A 17,075-nucleotide genomic window follows, 5' to 3' on the forward strand; every position below is an offset into this window, starting at 1 on the left:
GCGCCCGCTGCCGGCCGCCGCTAAGAGCGCAGGATTCGCCAGTCCAGCTTCGCGCCGGTGACCCAGAGCTCGGCGATCTTTCCGAGCTCGCCGGTCTCGACCAGCCGGCGCATGAACTCCTGACCCGCCTGGGTATCGCCGATATCGAGCTTGTCGCCCGTGCCCGCTTTGCTGGATCCGCGGTAGACCTTGCGATGGTAGAAATCGTCCTTCTCCTCCAAGAATCCCCGCAGCAGCTCGTCGAACTCGTCGATCGAACGGGCGACGAAGGCCACCCGCTCCTGCATGCCGGTCCGGCCGGTTTGCAGGGTGTGGGCGATGCGCCGCAGCGTCTGCGCGCTGCGGTCGGTCCTGGCGAGGAATTCGGGATAGGCCTGCAGGGTCGCGTGCAGGGTCTCCGCGTTGCGCGCCGAGAACACCAGCAACTGCGCGGCGTCGGCGTTTTCCGAGTCGTGACCGGACGCGGCGTCGACGTACTCCTCGATGATCACGTGCGCGTTCACACCGCCGAATCCGAAGCTGCTGACCCCGCCGATGCGCGTCTGCCCGGCCGCAACCTCCCATTCGACCGCTTGCTGCGCGACCTTGTACGGCGTGCGCCTGAGGTCGATCAGCGGACTGACCGTGTCGCAATGCAGGCTCTTCGCGATCTTGCGGTGGCGGATCTGCAGGATGAGCTTGATCATGCCGACGACGCCCGCGCCGTACTCGAGGTGGCCGATGTTGGATTTGATGCTGCCCAGGTAACACGGCGCGGCGATCTGTTTTTCGCTGGCGGCCTCGGCGCCGAGGAGTTCCTTGGCGACGGTCTTCAACCCGCTGATCTCGACCGGATCGCCGAGTTCGGTGCCGGTGCCGTGGCATTCGATGTAGCCGACGCGATGGAAGTCGACCCCGGCGTCCTCGATGGCGCGCAGGATCACGGCCGCCTGCGCGTTGGGATTCGGCGCGGTCAGCGAGGTCGTGCGTCCGCCGTGATTCTCGGCCGCGCCCTTGATCACGGCGTAAATGTCGTCGCCATCGCGCTGAGCGGCCCGGAGCGACTTCAGCATCAGCATGCCGACGCCTTCGCCGCGTACATAGCCGTTGGCCTTGTCGGAGAAGGTCTTGCAGCGACCGTCCGCGCACAACATGCCGGACTTGGTGAAACTGATGTACACGTCCGGCGAGAGCAACGCGTTCACGCCGCCGACGATCGCCACCGCACAGTGCCCTGCGCGGATGGCCTCGATCGCGCGATGCACCGCCACGAGCGAGCTGCTGCAAGCGGTATCGATGGGATTGCTGGGGCCGTGCCAGTCCATGTGGTAGCTGATCCGGTTCGGACCGACCGAGGACAAGGTGCCGGTCACCGAGTAGGCTTCGACGGGAAGGTGGCTCATCATCGTGGTGTAGCTGCTCGGGCCGCAGCCGACGTAGATGCCGGTGTCGGTGCCCTTGAGGCTGTCGCCGCCGTAGCCCGCGTCCTCGATGCATTCCCAGACCGATTGCATCATCAGCCGCTGTTCCGGGCTCATATACATCGCTTCCGCCGGCGAGATGCCGAAGAACAGCGGGTCGAACTCCTTGATGCCGTCGATGAAAGACCCCCAGCGGCTGACGCCCGCGTAGTCGCGCCAATCCCAGCGGTCCGCGGGGATCTCGCTGATCATGTCGCGCCCCTGGTCGAGCATCCGCCAGAATTCGTCGGGGTTGTTCGCGCCTGCGATGCGGCAGCTCATGCCGACCACGGCGACGTCTTCATCGCGATAGCTGGACCGGTTCCGGTAGGCTTCGCGGAACCGTCGCGCGAACTGCGACACGTTGGCGCCGCCCGAAACCGCCGGTTCGCGCGGCGCCGGCTGTACCGGGGTGTTCGCCGGAATATTCGCCGCGGGGGCGGTGGCCCGCTCTCCATTCGCCGCGAACTTCTTGATCATCTGCGCCGCGTGATTCTCGGCGAGGAATTGGCTGAAGCGCAGCAGGTTCGAGGCCTCGAACATCGCCGTCGGCATCAGATTCAGGTCGTAGACGTTGTTCAGATGCGAGACGAAGCTCGAGATCAGGATCGAATCGAAGCCGAAGTTGGTCCAATCTTCGGTCTCGTTGATCTGATGGGGCTTCATTTTCAGATGCTGCGCCGCTTGCAGCCGCATTTCTTGCAGGATCTCGCGCTGCAGCTTGTCGAGTTCGACCGAGGACGGCTGCGGCCGCGCGTCCGCCGCTGCGACCTTCGCAGGAGCGAACAGGGCCGCATGAGCGTTCTTCTGGCCGTAAAGCGGCAGCAGATTGGCGTGCGGCGAGGCGATCGCCAGGCGCAGCGCCCTCAGGCCTTCCGCGCTCGGCAGCGGCTTGATCGAATAAGTCCTGGCGAGCGTCTCGCGGCTGGCGTCGTCGATGCGCATCGCCCCCTCTTCCCAGAGCGGCCAGTTGACGGCGAGCGAACGCCCTTGCGCCTGCCGCGCACGCACGCGCGCCGAGCGCGCTTCGATATACGCGTCCATGTATCCGTTCGCGGCTGCGTAATCGAACTGCCCGGCATTGCCGAGCGCGCCGGCGACGGACGAAAAGGCGACGAACAGCTCGAGCGGGCAGCCGGCCGTGGCGCGGTCGAGGTTTTCGATGCCCTGCACCTTCGGCGCGAGCACTGCGTCGACGGCATCGGCGGTCTTGTGGATGAGCAAGGCATCGTCGATGAGCCCCGCCGCGTGCACCACGACATTGATTTCGGGCTGATCGGCGACAATCTGTTCGACCTCATCGAGCCGCGCGATGTCGCAGCCGCGGTGAATCACGTTCGCGCCCAACGCCCGCAGCGCCTCGATGCGGGCCGTCTGCGCCTCATTCGGCGCGCGTCGGCTCAGCAGGATCAGGGTGCTGTCCGTCGTGCGTTCGGCGATGTCCTGAGCCACCAGCAAGCCCAAGGCGCCAAGCCCGCCGCTTATCAGCGCGACGGTGCCATTGCGCCACGCGAACTCGCCGGCGATATCGGCGTCCGCATCCTCATAGGCCAGCGCCTCGTACCCGTCTGCGGTCTTGAGTCGGACGTCGATCTGCGAATGCTCGGTCGAAACCGTCTTCAGCGCCGCCCACAGCCCGCGCGCGAGATGGTCGCGCCCGGTCACGTGAAGTTCGAGCGCCGAGCGAGCGTGTTTGTCCGTGGCCAGCGATTGCGCCGCGGCCAGCACGGCTTTGGTCGTCGCGACATAGTCGTCGCCGGCCTCCACCACATGCACCGTCGCGTCGTCGCCGTCGGACGGCGTCACGCTCTTCCAGACCGGCCGACGGAAGCTCAAGCGATCCTGCTTGGCGTTCAGATCGATTTCGCGGGTCTGGAACCCTTCGATGATCACCCGGACATTGCCGCGCTCATCGGCGGCGACGTAATGCATGCCGTCGGGGCGCTGACGGATATGGACGATCATGGTGTCGGTCAGCGGGCCGACGACCAGGGTGTTGAGTACCGCGAACGGCACGACGTCCGCCTCAGGATTGTCGACCAGCGCCAGACCGCTCTGGATGATGCTGTCGAGCGCGCCCGCGTCCATCGCCATGCCGCGCGTGGACGAACCCGGCAGGCGGATCGTGGCCAGACCCTCGCCCTTGCCGTCGAGGAAGATCTCCTCGACGCCGCGATGGGACGGGCCCAGCTCGACGCCGCGATTCCTGAAGGTCTGGTAGAACGCGGATTTCGTCGGGCCGGGACGCGCGATCCGCGCGCGCAGTCCGGCGATATCCAGCACCGGGGTATAGCCCTTGACGGCCAGGCACTCCGACGTCTTCTGCACCGAGACGCGGCTCTGGAAATGCACGCCTTGCTCGGTGCTCACTTCGACGCCGAACTGGCCGGCGGCGCCCGGATACACGCGTACGACGACCGTTCGCTTGCCTTTCACCGTCAATGCATTGACGAACACGCTGTCGCTCAGCACGAGCATGGCGTCGTCGCCCGGAGGCGCCGATGCCGCGACCGCCGCTCGGGCGATCTCGAGATAGGCCATGCCCGGAAGGATCTTCTGTCCCTGGATGATGTGATCGGCAAGGAACGGTTCGGCGCCGTCGAACACCGAGCGGAACTCGCCGATGGGATAGTCGTTGTTCGCGCTCATCGATGCCGAGGCCTTCATGAGCTCATCTCCATCGAAAGACGCGCGCGTTCGTCCGTCGCGAGGCCCGACGGCGGCGTCAGGGCGCGCACGTAGAAATTGGTGATCTTCACCAGCGTCTCGCCGCTTTCGCTGAGGATGTGCACGTTGAACATCAGGACGCCCGCGCTCGCGCCGGCGCTGTCGCCGGACCGCTCCGCCAGCACGATGCAGCGCGGCGTCAGGTTGCCGACGATCTCGATCTCGTCGATCGCGAACGGCAGGTGCGGCACGCCGCCCTCATCGGCGGCCAGAAGCGCGACCACCGTCTGCAACGCGCCGTCGATCAGGCTCGGATGCAGTACGTACTGCTCGAAATCCTTAGTTAGCGACGAATCCAGAACCAGTTTGGCTAAGGCGCAGCCGTTGCCGATCGCGACCTCGTCGATCGCCCGGAACGTCGGGCCGTAGTCGAAACCGAGACGCCGGAAGAGTTCGTAGTAACGTTCGCCGCCGTGGCTTTCGCCACAGCGCTGGCGCCAGTGCGGCAGCGACTCGCGCGGCGTCGACTCTGGCGCTGCGCGATCGTCGAAGAGCGCGCGGCCCTCGCAATGCAGGACGTTCTCGTGGTCGTCGTCGACCGTGGTCACGGCGAATTCGACGCCGTCGCCGGTCGCATTGTGCAGCCCGATTTTGAGATCCCGTTGCGGATCGGTCAGCGCCAGCGGTTGGACCCAATAGATGTCCTTGAGCCGGCGTACGCGTCTTGTTCCGGCGACGGTCGCCGCGACGCAGGCCATTTCGATGAAACCCGCGCCCGGAAACACGGCTTGGCCCTGGATACTGTGGTCCCGTGCGTAGTACTGGTCCGCAACGAGAGCGGCATCGAAGGACACCCGCTCCAGCGTCGAGGCATTGTGCGAGATGAGCGGATGCAGGCGCGACGGCGCACTCTGCGGCGCGGCCTCCATCGCGGCTAAGTCGACCGCCCAATGACGGTTGCGCGCGAACGGATAGACCGGCGCGCCGGCGACCGGTCGCAGCGGCGCGCCTTGCGGGCCCGATGCGTCGCGCAACAGCGGCCAATCGACCTTGCCGCCCTGCGTCCAGAACTCCGCCAACCCAGCGAGATCGGCTTCGGCGCACAGCGCCTGCATGCGTTCGCGCTGCTCGCGCGCGGTGCGGCCGGCTCCGGCCTGGGCCTCGGGACCGCCCTGCCACAGACGCGCCGTGACGACGAGGTTCGGATCGGCGTCGAGCCAGCGCTGCAGGGTTTGCCGGAGTTGCAGCGGGCTGTCGACGATCAGTGCCAGCCGCTGCGGCATCGCCTCGCGTCCTATCTGCATCGTGCGACACAGCGCCGCGAGATCGCCGTCAGGATTGAGCGCGAGGAAATCGACGTGCCGGTAAGCGTATTCGTGCAGACGTTCTACGTTCATGGCCGAAAGCACGAACAGATATCCTGCGGCCTCGGCGACGGGGGCGCCGGCTTGCGCGGACGCCGCGGATTCCTCAGCCGGATACTCCTCCAACACCGCGCAGGCGTTGACGCCGCCGGCGCCGAACGCGTTGATCAGCGCCCGGCGCGGGACGCCCGCCGGAGCCTCCCACGCGCTCAGGCGCTTTTGCAGAACGCACGGCGAGCGTGCGAAGTCGATATCCGGATTCACGACCTCCGCATGGATGCTGGGCGCGATCTGCCGGTGCTTGAACTGCATCAGGATCTTGGCGATGCCGGCAATGCTGGTCGCAGACTCGGCATGGCCGATGTTGGCCTTCAACGACGCCAGCGCGCAGAACCCGGTGTCGGCGGTCTGCTGTGCGAAGGCTTGAGCGATGGCGGCGACTTCCAGGCTGTCGCCCATTCGCGTGCCGGTGCCGTGGCCTTCGATGAAACCGATGCTGCGCGCCGGCACGCCGGCCTGGGCCAGCGCCTGCGCGATGACGTTGGCCTGCGCGTTCGGGTTGGGCGTGGCGTAGCCGCTGGAGCGGCCGCTGTGGTCGTAAGCGCTGCCGCGGATCACGCCGTAGATCCTGTCGCCGTCGCGCTCGGCCAGACGCAGCGGCTTGAGCACCAACGTACCCACGCCCTCGCCCGGGATGAAGCCATCGTCGCCTGCGCCGTAGCTTCGGCACGCGTCGCCGACCGCGAGCATCCGGCGATGGCAGAACGATTGGTACTTGGCCGGATGCAGGTACAGATTGACGCCGCCGGCGAGCGCGAGCTGGCACTCGCTGCGCCGCAGGCTCTCGCAGGCCAGATGCACCGCGACCAGCGACGACGAACACGCGGTGTCGACCGGAACGCTCGGGCCCTGCAGATCCAGCGTGTAGGACACGCGGTTGGCGATCGACCAAGGCATCGCGCTGGGCGTGACCATGCGACCGCGCTGCCAAGCCTCGGCGGCCAGCAATTGATAGGAGTTGGTCGTCACGCCCACGAAGACGCCGACATCGGCGCTTTTGCCCTTCGGGTAACGCTGCTTCAGGCGTTCGCGCGTGTAGCCGGCATCTTCGACCGCGGACCAGGCGGACTGCAGGAAGCGGCGCTCCTGTGGGTCGATGATGTCCGCTTCGGCATCGGCGATGTTGAAGAAGCCGGCGTCGAACTTGTCGAAGTCCGCCAGGAAGCCGCCGCGCTTGCAATAGATCTTGCCGTGTTCGGACTGCGCCGGGTCGGGGTCGTAGAAGGACGACGCATCCCAGCGGCTTGCGGGTACGCCTTCGATGAGATCCGTGCCGGCGCGCAGATGCGCCCACAGCGCCTCCATATCGTCGGCCTGCGGGAACGAGGCGTGCACGCCGATGATGGCGATAGGTTCGGCGTGCGCGTCCGGCGCGGGGGCGGCAACCGTCGGCGATTGCGGTTGCATACCGGAGGATCCGATGATCGCCGGCGAAACGACGGCCGTGGATTCCGCGGCGTCGACGACGCCTTGCGCGGCGCTCTTCCCCGCGAACCTAGCGGTCAGCACGGCCGTCGCGTGTTCGACGAGATACGCGGCCAGTTCGGCGACGGTCTCGTATTCGTACATCAGGGTCTTCGGCAGATCGCCCAGATCGTTTTCCAGGGCCGCATTGAAGCGTCCGATCATGATCGAGTCGAAGCCGAACGCCTCGAAGCGCTCTTCGATATCGATCCGGTCGGCCGGTATCCTGGTTTCGGTATGGACCAGTCCGCACAGATAGTCGCGGGTCTGCGCCAGCAGCGCATCGCGGTCGATCGGCGCTGCGCCGGCCTGTACGGCGGCGACAACGGCGCTGGACGGGTCGCAGTAGGCCGCGATCTTCGAGGGCCGGCCGTACAACGCCAGCGCCCGCGGCAGATCCGAACGCAGCAGCGTGTTCCAGTACTGGAAGCCGATCTCGCCCGGCAGCGCGCACAGCCCGGTCCGTTCCTCGGTGCGCCGCAGATCGGCCGCGGACAATGGCATGCCGCCGGCCTGCCAGTACGGCCAGCCGATCGACAGGGTCTTGCCGTAACGCGCACCGCGCGCACGCGCGGCTTCGCGGTGATCGGCGAACGCGTCCATGAACGCGTTGGCGTAGGCGTAGTCGGTCTGACCGACGTTGCCGAAGCTGCCCGCGCCCGACGAAAACAGCACGAACAGATCCAGCGGCTCGTCGGCGGTGAACCGGTCCAGATGCACCGTGCCCTGCACCTTCGGCGCCAGCACCCGGCGGAACTGCGCGCGTTCCTTGCGGATCAGCAGCGCATCGTCGTTGACCCCGGCGCTGTGCAGGATGCCGTTGAGCGCGCCGAAGCGCGTCTTGACCTGCGCGATCAGCGCGCGCGTCCGCTCCGCATCGGCGATGTCCGCCTGCAGATAAGTCGCGTCCGCGCCGAGCGCGCGCAGCTGCGCCAGCGCCTCCTCGCCTCGCGCGTCCAGCGCCGAGCGCCCGCAGATCGCCAGTCTGGCGCGGTAGTGTTCGGCCAGATGGCGCGCGAACAGCAAGCCCAGCCCGCCCAGGCCGCCGGTGATGAGATAGGTCCCGCCGTGCTTGAGCGGCATCGGCCCCGCCGGCGCGCGTTCGGCCGGCTGCAGCTCAAGCGCGCGCACCGAGCGCTGCCCCGCGGCGGCGCCCTGCAAACGGTAGCGGACTTCGGTGTCGCGCTGCGGCGCGGTTTGTAGCTCGCCGATGAGCGCTGTGACGGTGTCGATGACGGTGGTCGCGGGATCGATGTCGTCGTGCTCGATCGACAGCACCCGGCCGTTGTAGCGATTGTTCTCCAGCGCGAGCGAACGGTAGAAAGCCGCCAGCGCTTCGCAGGGCGCGGTGTTCGTCCCGACACTGGCGTGGAAGAACGACACGAACGCGCACGGCGCCTGCAGCGCGCCGGCGCCGGCCAGCGCCCTGCAGAATCCGAACAACGCGTCGATACCTGCGTTTAGGGCGGATTCGACGGCCTCGCCCGCGATTCGGTCGGTCTGTTCGCCGGTATGCGCCGACAAGCGCGCAGGGTTCGCGTTGTGGATCACCCGGGTCGGCGCGCGGCCGTGGCGCCTCAGCGTTTCCAGCAGCGACTCGAAATGCTGCGGCTGCGCGGCGTCCACGCAGAAGCGATCGTCGGCCTCCTGCCGGAAGGCGTCGCCCAACCGGACGAGCACGATCGACTTCAGCGGCGACGCGGTGTGCAGCCGCGCCTGGATCTGCTCGAACAGTTGATCGTCGGTGTCGATGATCAGCAGCGTGTCCTCGGGCCGGAAGGCGGCCTGTGGCGCGGGCAATGCGACTTCGCGCCAGACCGGCGCGTAGCAGGTCGGCTGCTTCTCTTCGCCGCTGTCGGCAAGCGTCGGCGCCGGCCCGGAGGGCGTCGCGACGGGCGATGGGTCGAGGGTCGGAGCCGGTTGCGGCCAGTAGCGTTCCTTGGCGAAGGGATAGCCCGGCAGACCGTGAAGCGGCCGCGGCCGGGAGTCCGCGTAGAGCGCAGGCCATTCGACCTTCGCGCCCTGCGCCCACAACGCGGCCAGCTCCGCGGACTGGCGCAGGCCGTTGCGGAGCAGCAGATCGGCGGCCTCTTCGCTCGGAATCACCGCGTCCTGCGCGCGCGACACCGTGCCGCGATGGCAGGCGGCGCCGCCCGAGGCCGACACGAATTCGCGCAGGTGCGCGCGCAGTTCCGCAACGGATTCGACGGCCCACGCGCAGCGCTCGCGCATCGGGTCTCGGCCGATCTGCAACGTATATGCCAGATCGCGCAACGCGATCTCCGCGTCGTCGGGATCGCGACTATCGGCCGCATTCTTGTCGAGGAACGCGAGCAAATCCTCCGCCATGGACTTCAGCTGGGCCGCATTGCGCGCGGCCAGCGGGACGATGTAGGACGGCAACGCATCCGGCGGCGTAGCCATCCCCCGCGAACGCAGCGAGGGCACGTACTCTTCGATGACCAGATGCGCGTTGGTGCCGCTGAAACCGAATGCGCTGACCGCCGCCCGCCGCTTGCGGCCTGCGACCGAGGGCCAATCGTGATGCGTCCTGTTGACGTAGAACGGCGAGGCGGCGAAATCGAACAGCGCGTTCTCCTGCCGCAGGTTCAGGCTCGGCGCCAAGGCCTTGTTGCGCAGGCTCAGCAGCACCTTGTGCACGCCCGCGACACCGGCCGCGCCGGAGGTATGGCCGAGATTGGTCTTGATCGCACCCAGCGCGCAGGCGTTCTTTCTGCCGCCGTGCTCCTTGAACACCGTCGACAGCGCTTCCAGCTCGATCGGATCGCCGAGCTTGGTTCCGGTGCCGTGGGTTTCCACGTAGTCGATCGACGACGCGTCGATGGCATAGCGGCGGTAGACGTCGCGAAGCAGTTCGATCTGGCTATTGACGCTGGGCGCGGTGATGCCGTTGGTCTTGCCGTCCTGGTTGATGCCGGAGCCGATAATCACGCCGAGGATGTTGTCGCCATCGCGTTCGGCATCGCTGAGGCGCTTGAGCACGACCGTGCCCACGCCCTCGCCCGGCACGAAGCCGTCCGCGCCGTTGTCGAAGGTCTTGCATTGGCCGTCGTGCGCCAGCATCCCCGCCCGGCACATGCCCAGATAGGACTCGGCGATCAGGTACAGGCTCACGCCGCCGGCCAGGCCCAGGTCGATCTCATGGTTCAACAGCGCCTGGCAGGCCAGATGGATCGCCACCAGCGAGGAGGAGCACGCGGTGTCGATGGGGATCGCCGGCCCCTTCAGATTCAAGTGATAGGCGATGCGCGCCGCGCCGATGGCGAAACTGTTGCTGGTGGTTTCGATGTTCTGCGGATTGCCCTTCGCCAGCAGGAACGAATAGTCGCTGCTCATGATGCCCATGTAGACGCCGCACTTTCGCTCGCTCAGCGCGGCGCTGGTGTAACCGGCATCCTGGAAAGCGCGATAGCTCTCCTGCATGAACAGACGATGCTGAGGATCCATGACCTCGGCTTCGGACGGCGAGATCTGGAAGAACATCGGGTCGAAATGCTCGGCGCCGTCGAGCATGCCGAGCCATTTGCTGTACACCTTGCCCGGCTTGCCGGGCGTCGGGTCGTAGTACGCCTCCACGTCCCAACGTTCCGGCGGGATTTCGCGGATCGAATTGCGGCCCTGCGCGAGGTTGCGCCAGAGCTGGTCGAGATCGTCGGCGCCGGGATAGCGTCCGGACATGCCGACGATGGCGATCTTTTCGTCGTTGCGCTGCGCGCCGGCCGCGGGTTGCGCTTGAGGCGGCGTCCGCGCTGCGAGCGAACGACGCTGCAGGACGATGCCGTCGCCGGCGGGCATCCGCATCGCCGGGCGTTGCGCGAACGATGAAGCCGCGGCCTGCTTCGGCGGGTTCCACTGCGCGGTAGGCATAGGCGCGGATGCGGGTTCAGCTCGTACGGGCGCCTCATTCGCCGGCGCGACCGGCTGCGGACGCGATGCGAGTTCGCCCTGAAGGAAACGGGCCAGCGCCTGGATGTTCGAGTAGTCGTAGACCCGGGTCGCGGAGATCTCCAGGCCATGGGCCTTGTTGATCATCTTCACCCATTCCACGCCGACGATGGAGTCCAGCCCCAGATCGACGAACGAGCGCTCGTCGTCGATGGCGGCTTCGTCGAGGTACAGCGCTTGCGCGAGGCTCATGCGCAGCGACCGTTTCAGCGCATCGTGGCCGATGCCGACGACGCTCTGAGCGACAGGCGCAGGCGGCGCGGAGGCCGGCGTGCGCGCAGCGAGGGCAGACTCCACGAAGACACCCGCACCCACCGCCGCAGGTGCCTGCGCCACGCTCGCCGGGCGTGCGACGGCCTGCACGGGTGCGGCGGGCGTAATGGACACTGCAGACAACTGGCTTTGGACGAACGCGCCCAGCGCCGTGAGGTTGCTGTAGTCGTAGACGCGAGCCGCGCCGATGTCCAGGCCCAGACCCTTGTTGATGTTCTTGACCCACTCCACACCGACGATCGAATCCAGACCCAGATCGACGAAGGGACGGTCCTCGTCGATGCTCGCTTCGTCGAGATACAGCGCCTGTGCCAGCGAATGCTTGAGGAAGCCTCGGACGTCATGCGCGGACGACGCGGCGTTCTGCGATGCGGTGGTCGGCGAAATTTCGGTCGACGAGGCGGCGCTCGCCTGAACGGCCGTCCGGTTCGCCGCGGGCACAGCTGCGATCGACGCCGTCGCATCCAGCATGGGCAGGCGCGAAGCGTTCGGCTTCGGCAGCACGCCGCCGACGATCGCGGGCACCGCGGCCGGTTCGGCCAGCGCGATGGCGCCGGGCTTTTCCAGCACGGGCGCGGCGACGAACGCATCCAGCACGCTGTCGACGATCTGCGCAGGCGACATTGCGTCGGCGGCGCTCCGCGCTTCGGCCTGCGTCGGAAACAGCCGGCCGCGGCCCTGCGCGTGCACGTACTCGGCGTCGCCTTCGCCGCTGAAAATATCGAAGTCGATGCCGTCGTGTTCGTTCGAAGGATACAGCGCGATGTGCAGCGCGGCCGCACCGTCGACCACGAAGGGCGACGCGAAGCGCACGTCGCTCAGTTCGACCGTCGCGCTGGCTGGCGACGCGCGCCTGGCGCAGGCGACGGCCGCGCGTGCCATGTCCAGCAGCACCGATTGCGGCAATTGCGCGCCGGCGCCGTCGGAATCGCCGGCAACGAACGGCTCGTCCACCTGGAACAGCGACGAATAGCGCAGCTGATCGAGATCGGAGGTGTTTTCGTGCAGCAGCGGATGCAAGGCCTTGCCGGCGGCCGCGCCCACGATGCCGGCCCCTGCCGCGGCGCCCGAACCGACGACGTTGGAGAACATCCCCTTGATCGGGTCGATCCAGTATTTGTCCTTCGCGAACGGGTACGTCGGCAGATGCATCCGCGGCGGCGCGCTCTTGCCGTGGAACTTGCGCCAGTCCAGATCGAACCCTTTCACCCACAGCTCGGCGAGCTTCGCGAGCTTGCGCTGCGCGATCCATTTGTCGAGAGCTTCCTCGTAATCGGGATCGGCGACGAACAGGCCAAGCACATCGCGGTGCGCCTTCAAGTTGCCGCGATAAGCGCCGTCGGCGACGGCATCGACCGCTCCAGCCTCGACGAATGCGCGAAGCGACTGCTGCAGCCGGGCCGCGGAATCGACGACGAACGCGAGCCGTTCTTCCATCGGCTCGCGCCCGACCTGCAACGTGTACGCCAGCGCGGCGTGATCGACCCGACGGCCCTCCTCCGCGGCCTCCTGCAGGAACGCCAGAAGATTCTGGGCGGCGCGCAGCAATTGTTCGGGCGTGCGCGCCGACAGCGGAACGATGGTCTGCACGCCCGGCAGCGCAGCGTCCGTGCTATGGACCTGCGCGGCGCGGGCGGGTTCTTCGATGATGAAGTGCGCGTTCGCGCCGCCGGCTCCGAACGACGACAGGCCGGCAATGCGCGGCATGCGCCTGCCATCGACCACGGGCGCGTCCCAGTCGCGCAGAGACTGGTTGACCTCGAACGGGGTGGCCGCGAAATCGATGTTGGGATTCAGCCGCTGCGAGTGCAGCGACGGCGCGATCTGCCGATGGCGCATCTGCAGGACGACCTTGGTCAGTCCGGCGATGCCCGCCGCCGATTCGCAATGGCCGATGTTCGACTTCGCCGAACCGATCAGGCAGAAACCCGTGTCCTCGGTATGTTCGCGGAACGCCTTGCCGAGCGCCGCGATCTCGATCGGATCGCCCAGCTTGGTTCCGGTTCCGTGCGCTTCGATGTAGCTGATCTGGCGCGCATCGACGCCCGCATCCTTCAGCGCATCGGCGATCACCGCAGCCTGCGCCTGCGGATTCGGTACCGTGTAGCCGTTGGTCTTGCCGCCATGGTTCAGCGCGCTACCGCGGATCACCGCGTGGATCGCATCGCCGTCGCGCTCGGCGTCGGACAGACGCTTCAGCACCACCACGCCCACGCCCTCGCCCGGAATGTAGCCGTCGCCGCCTTCGCCGAAACTCTGACAGTGGCCTGCGCTGGAGATGAACTGTCCCGCGCTCAGCATGCTGTATTTATCGGGATGGATGCTGAGATTGACGCCACCGGCCAGCGCCATGTCGGTTCGGCCCAGCTTCAGATCCTGGCAAGCGAGATGGATCGCGGTCAGCGAGGACGAGCACATGGTGTCGAGCGTCATGCTCGGCCCGTGCAGATTGAGCGCGTACGACACCCGGTTGGCGATGCTGGCGAGACTGCCCGAACGGTTGTACTCGCCGTACATCACGCCGGCGTAAACGCCGACCTGACCGGGCAGTGCGCCTGCGTGCGGCATCCGCAGGCCCTTGCGCGAATAGCCCGCGTCCTCCATCGCCATCCACGCGTGCTGCAGGAACAGCCGCTCCTGCGGGTCGATGTACGGCGCTTCGCGCGGCGAGACGTTGAAGAACTGCGCGTCGAACTCGTCGGCGCCTTGGATGAAGCCGCCCCACTTGCTGTAGTGCCCGGGCCGTTCGCGGTCGCTGGTGTAGTAGTCCTGCCAGCGCCAGCGCGACTCGGGAATCTCGACTACGCAGTCCTTTCCGTCGCGCAGATTGCGCCAGTAATCCTGCAGCGTTTCGGCCTCCGGATAGCGTCCGCTGAGCCCGACGATGGCGATCGGCTCGAACGCCGCACGCGCGGAAGGCGCGCGGCGCACCAATGCCTGAGCCTTGCCGCGCAGTGGCGCCTGCGCGGCCGGACGCACCGCGACGCCCGCAGGCCGCGGAACCGGGGCGGTCTGCAGGGCGTTGGTTGCCGCCGTGGGCTCGGCCGCCGGCGCCAACAGCGCGAGCAACGAAACCCGGTACGCCTGAGCGAGATGCTCGCCCAGCGCGGCGACCGTCTGGTATTCGAAGAACAGCGTCTTCGGCAACGGGCCGAGATGTTTCTCGAGCTGGGCGGTGAGGCTCATCGCCAGGATCGAATTGATGCCGTAGTTTTCCAGCGCCTCGTCGATATCGATCTGCGCCGGCGCGATCTTGAGCAGCGGCGCGAATTCCCTGCGCAGGAAATCGCGAACCAGGGACCGCAGATCGCCGGCAACGGCGTCGACGGAAGCGCCGGCGGCGGACGCATCGGTGTCGTGCACCACGGGTGTCTGCGCAGGCAGGGCCGCGGGCGCGCGACGCGGCACGATGGCCGGCGGCGCATCGAACAGACGACGCAGCCGGCGCCCCTCTCCTTCGACCGTGAGTACCTGCGTATGGGCGGATACCAGCGCCCGGCGGAACACCGCGATGCCGGAAGCGGTGCGCATCGGCAGCATGCCCGTCTGCGCCTGCAGCCAGCGCACGCCGTCGGCATCCGGACGCATGCCGCCCGCGTCCCACAGCGGCCAGTCGACCGCCAGCGTCCTGCCCGACCGCTGCCCTTGCGCGGCCCGCGCCTGACGGAAGCCCGCGAACGCGTCGAGGAAACCGTTGGCGGCCGCGTAGTCGGCTTGGCCGACGTTGCCGAACACCGAAACGCCGGATGAGAACAGCGCGAAGAAATCGAGGTCCGCGTCTGCGGTGGCGTTGTCGAGATGCCAGGTGCCGCGCACCTTGGGCGCGAGTACCGCGGCCAAGTCGCCGGCGGTCTTCTTCAGAATCAGTTCGTCGCTGCGCGCGCCGGCGCAGTGCAGCACACCGCGCAGCGCGCCGAGTTCGCCGATCGATTCGACGACGCTACGGCATTGCGCGGCGTCGTCCAGGTCGAGCTGGCGATAATGCAGCCGATCGCCGTACCCATAGCCGTGCAGCCGCGCGGCGACGCCGTCGTCCGGCGTCGCGCGGCCGGTCAGCACGACCTGCGCGCGCTGCGCATGGTCGAGGATGTCGCGGGCGAACAGGCCGCCAAGACCGCCGAGTCCGCCGGTGATCAGATAGACGCCGTCTTCCCGATAGGGCGAGTCGCCGAGGCCGGCCTGCGCATCGTGCGCGTCTGTCGCCTGCGGCAACAACGTCCAGTCGAGCGTGCGCCATCCCTGCGCCGACGAAAGCAGCGGTGAGCGTTGCGGCTGCGCTGCGGCGTCGGCCAGATCGGCGGCGAGCGCGTCCGGCGTCGCGTCCGCCGGCACGATGACGAGTTGCGCGGTGAGCGCGGGATGCTCCTGCACCGCTGTTCTGAGCATGCCGCCCAGGCCGGCCAGCAACCGCCCTTCCGCGGTATCGGCGATCACGCATTGCAACAGCGTCGTTTCGCCGCCGATTTGTTTTATCGCATTCTGAAGACGCTCGAACACCTGCAGCGCGATGGCCTCGTAGCGCAGCGCCGGATGCGCATCAGCGGCTGCGGACAGCGACTCGACCGCACTCCCCGGACGCAACGCAGACAGCGCGACGGGATCGATGCCGGCGTAATCGCAGAGCAGTACCCGCACATGCCCGAAGTCCCGCGCGCCGAGGGGCACAGTCTCGTCAGGGGCAGGCTCCGCGACGGCATCGATAGATCCTTTACCGCGTGGACTCGGTTCGCTCCAGCGCGGCACCGCCATCAGCGTTTCGATGGCGGTAGCACCGTTCGTCGCGGCAGCGCCGGCATCGAAGCGGCGCGCGCAGAACCCGCGCATCTGCACGCAGACGGCGCCGTTCGCGTCGCACAGATCCAGATCGAGGGTGATCTGCGACGCATCGTCGGACAAAAGATCGGTGCGGCGGACGAACGCATGCAGCCGCTGCGCGCAGTCGCCGAGGATGCACAGCGATTCCATCGCGAACGGCAGCATCGCATCGGCCGGCGTCGCGTCGCGTCCGCCCAGGCCGATCGCCGCTTGCAGCGCGCTGTCGATCAGCGACGGGTGCAGGAGGTAGGCGGCGTTGTCCTCGCTAGCTAGCGCGTCGGGTAGCTCGAGATCGGCCAAGACCTGACCGTCGCCACTGTCCAGGCCGACGACGCCGCGATGCGCCGGGCCGTACTCGATGCCGAGTTGCGCGTACTGACGGTAGACCGCGTCGGCGTCCCAGTGATCGCGGCGCATCGCGGAGCGCAATGCGGCCAGATCCAGCAGCGCGGCGCCATCATCGAAACCCTGGTGTGCGGGGTCGTGGAAACGCACGCGGCCGGAGGCGTGGTCGGTGCGACTCCCCGTTTCGGTTTCGCTGAAGACGCGGAACTCGAGCACCTCCTCATCCGCATCGAGTTCGATCAGGATCGCGCGCTCGCCTTCGACCGCGAACGGCGCCAGCCACAGCACGTTCTCGAACGCGATCAGCGAAGTGGTCGCAAGCTCGGGCACCGCATCGGCGACCGCCGCGCGGGCCATCTCCAGATAGGCGACGCCCGGCAGCACGCCGACGGCGGCGCCCGACGGCATCCTGACCCGGTGATCGCGCAGGAAGAATTCGTTCCCGGTCAGCTGCGTGCGGTAGCGCTGCCGGGTCAGGGTCGAGACATTGAGATGCAGTAGCGGATGCAGGCGCGCAGGCGTCGCCCGGCGGCCGGAGAACTGCCGTATCAGCTCAAGCGCGTTGGCCTTGCCCAGGCGTCTGCTCTTCAGCTCGGAAACGATGTACTCGACGAAATCCACCATGCCATCCGTTCTCGAAGTTCCCTGTCCGCTGCTCATTGCAGCAAGTCCAACGGCGTTC

The 17,075-nt window shown here is 67.5% G+C and carries 2 protein-coding genes; both read right to left on the bottom strand.

Translation table 11 applies throughout. The features are described 5' to 3' along the window. Positions 1-20 precede the first annotated feature (20 nt). A complete protein-coding gene (locus J5226_RS17100; protein ID WP_215835640.1) occupies positions 21-4,106 on the bottom strand; it encodes an SDR family NAD(P)-dependent oxidoreductase in 4,086 nt (1,361 codons plus the stop codon). After that, positions 4,103-17,053: an SDR family NAD(P)-dependent oxidoreductase gene (locus J5226_RS25470; protein ID WP_345778207.1), complete on the bottom strand. Its 12,951-nt coding sequence runs from the start codon at positions 17,051-17,053 to the stop codon at positions 4,103-4,105. The genes J5226_RS17100 and J5226_RS25470 overlap by 4 nt, the downstream gene beginning before the upstream one ends. Positions 17,054-17,075 lie beyond the last annotated feature (22 nt).

Origin of the sequence: Lysobacter sp. K5869 (assembly GCF_018847975.1) — a bacterium.
GTDB lineage: Bacteria > Pseudomonadota > Gammaproteobacteria > Xanthomonadales > Xanthomonadaceae > Lysobacter.

What these genes read in the sequence shown, in the direction of transcription:
- J5226_RS17100 (WP_215835640.1), bottom strand. Translation starts at nt 4,106, where the DNA reads ATGAAGGCCTCGGCATCGATGAGCGCGAACAACGACTATCCCATCGGC.
- J5226_RS25470 (WP_345778207.1), bottom strand. Translation starts at nt 17,053, where the DNA reads ATGAGCAGCGGACAGGGAACTTCGAGAACGGATGGCATGGTGGATTTC.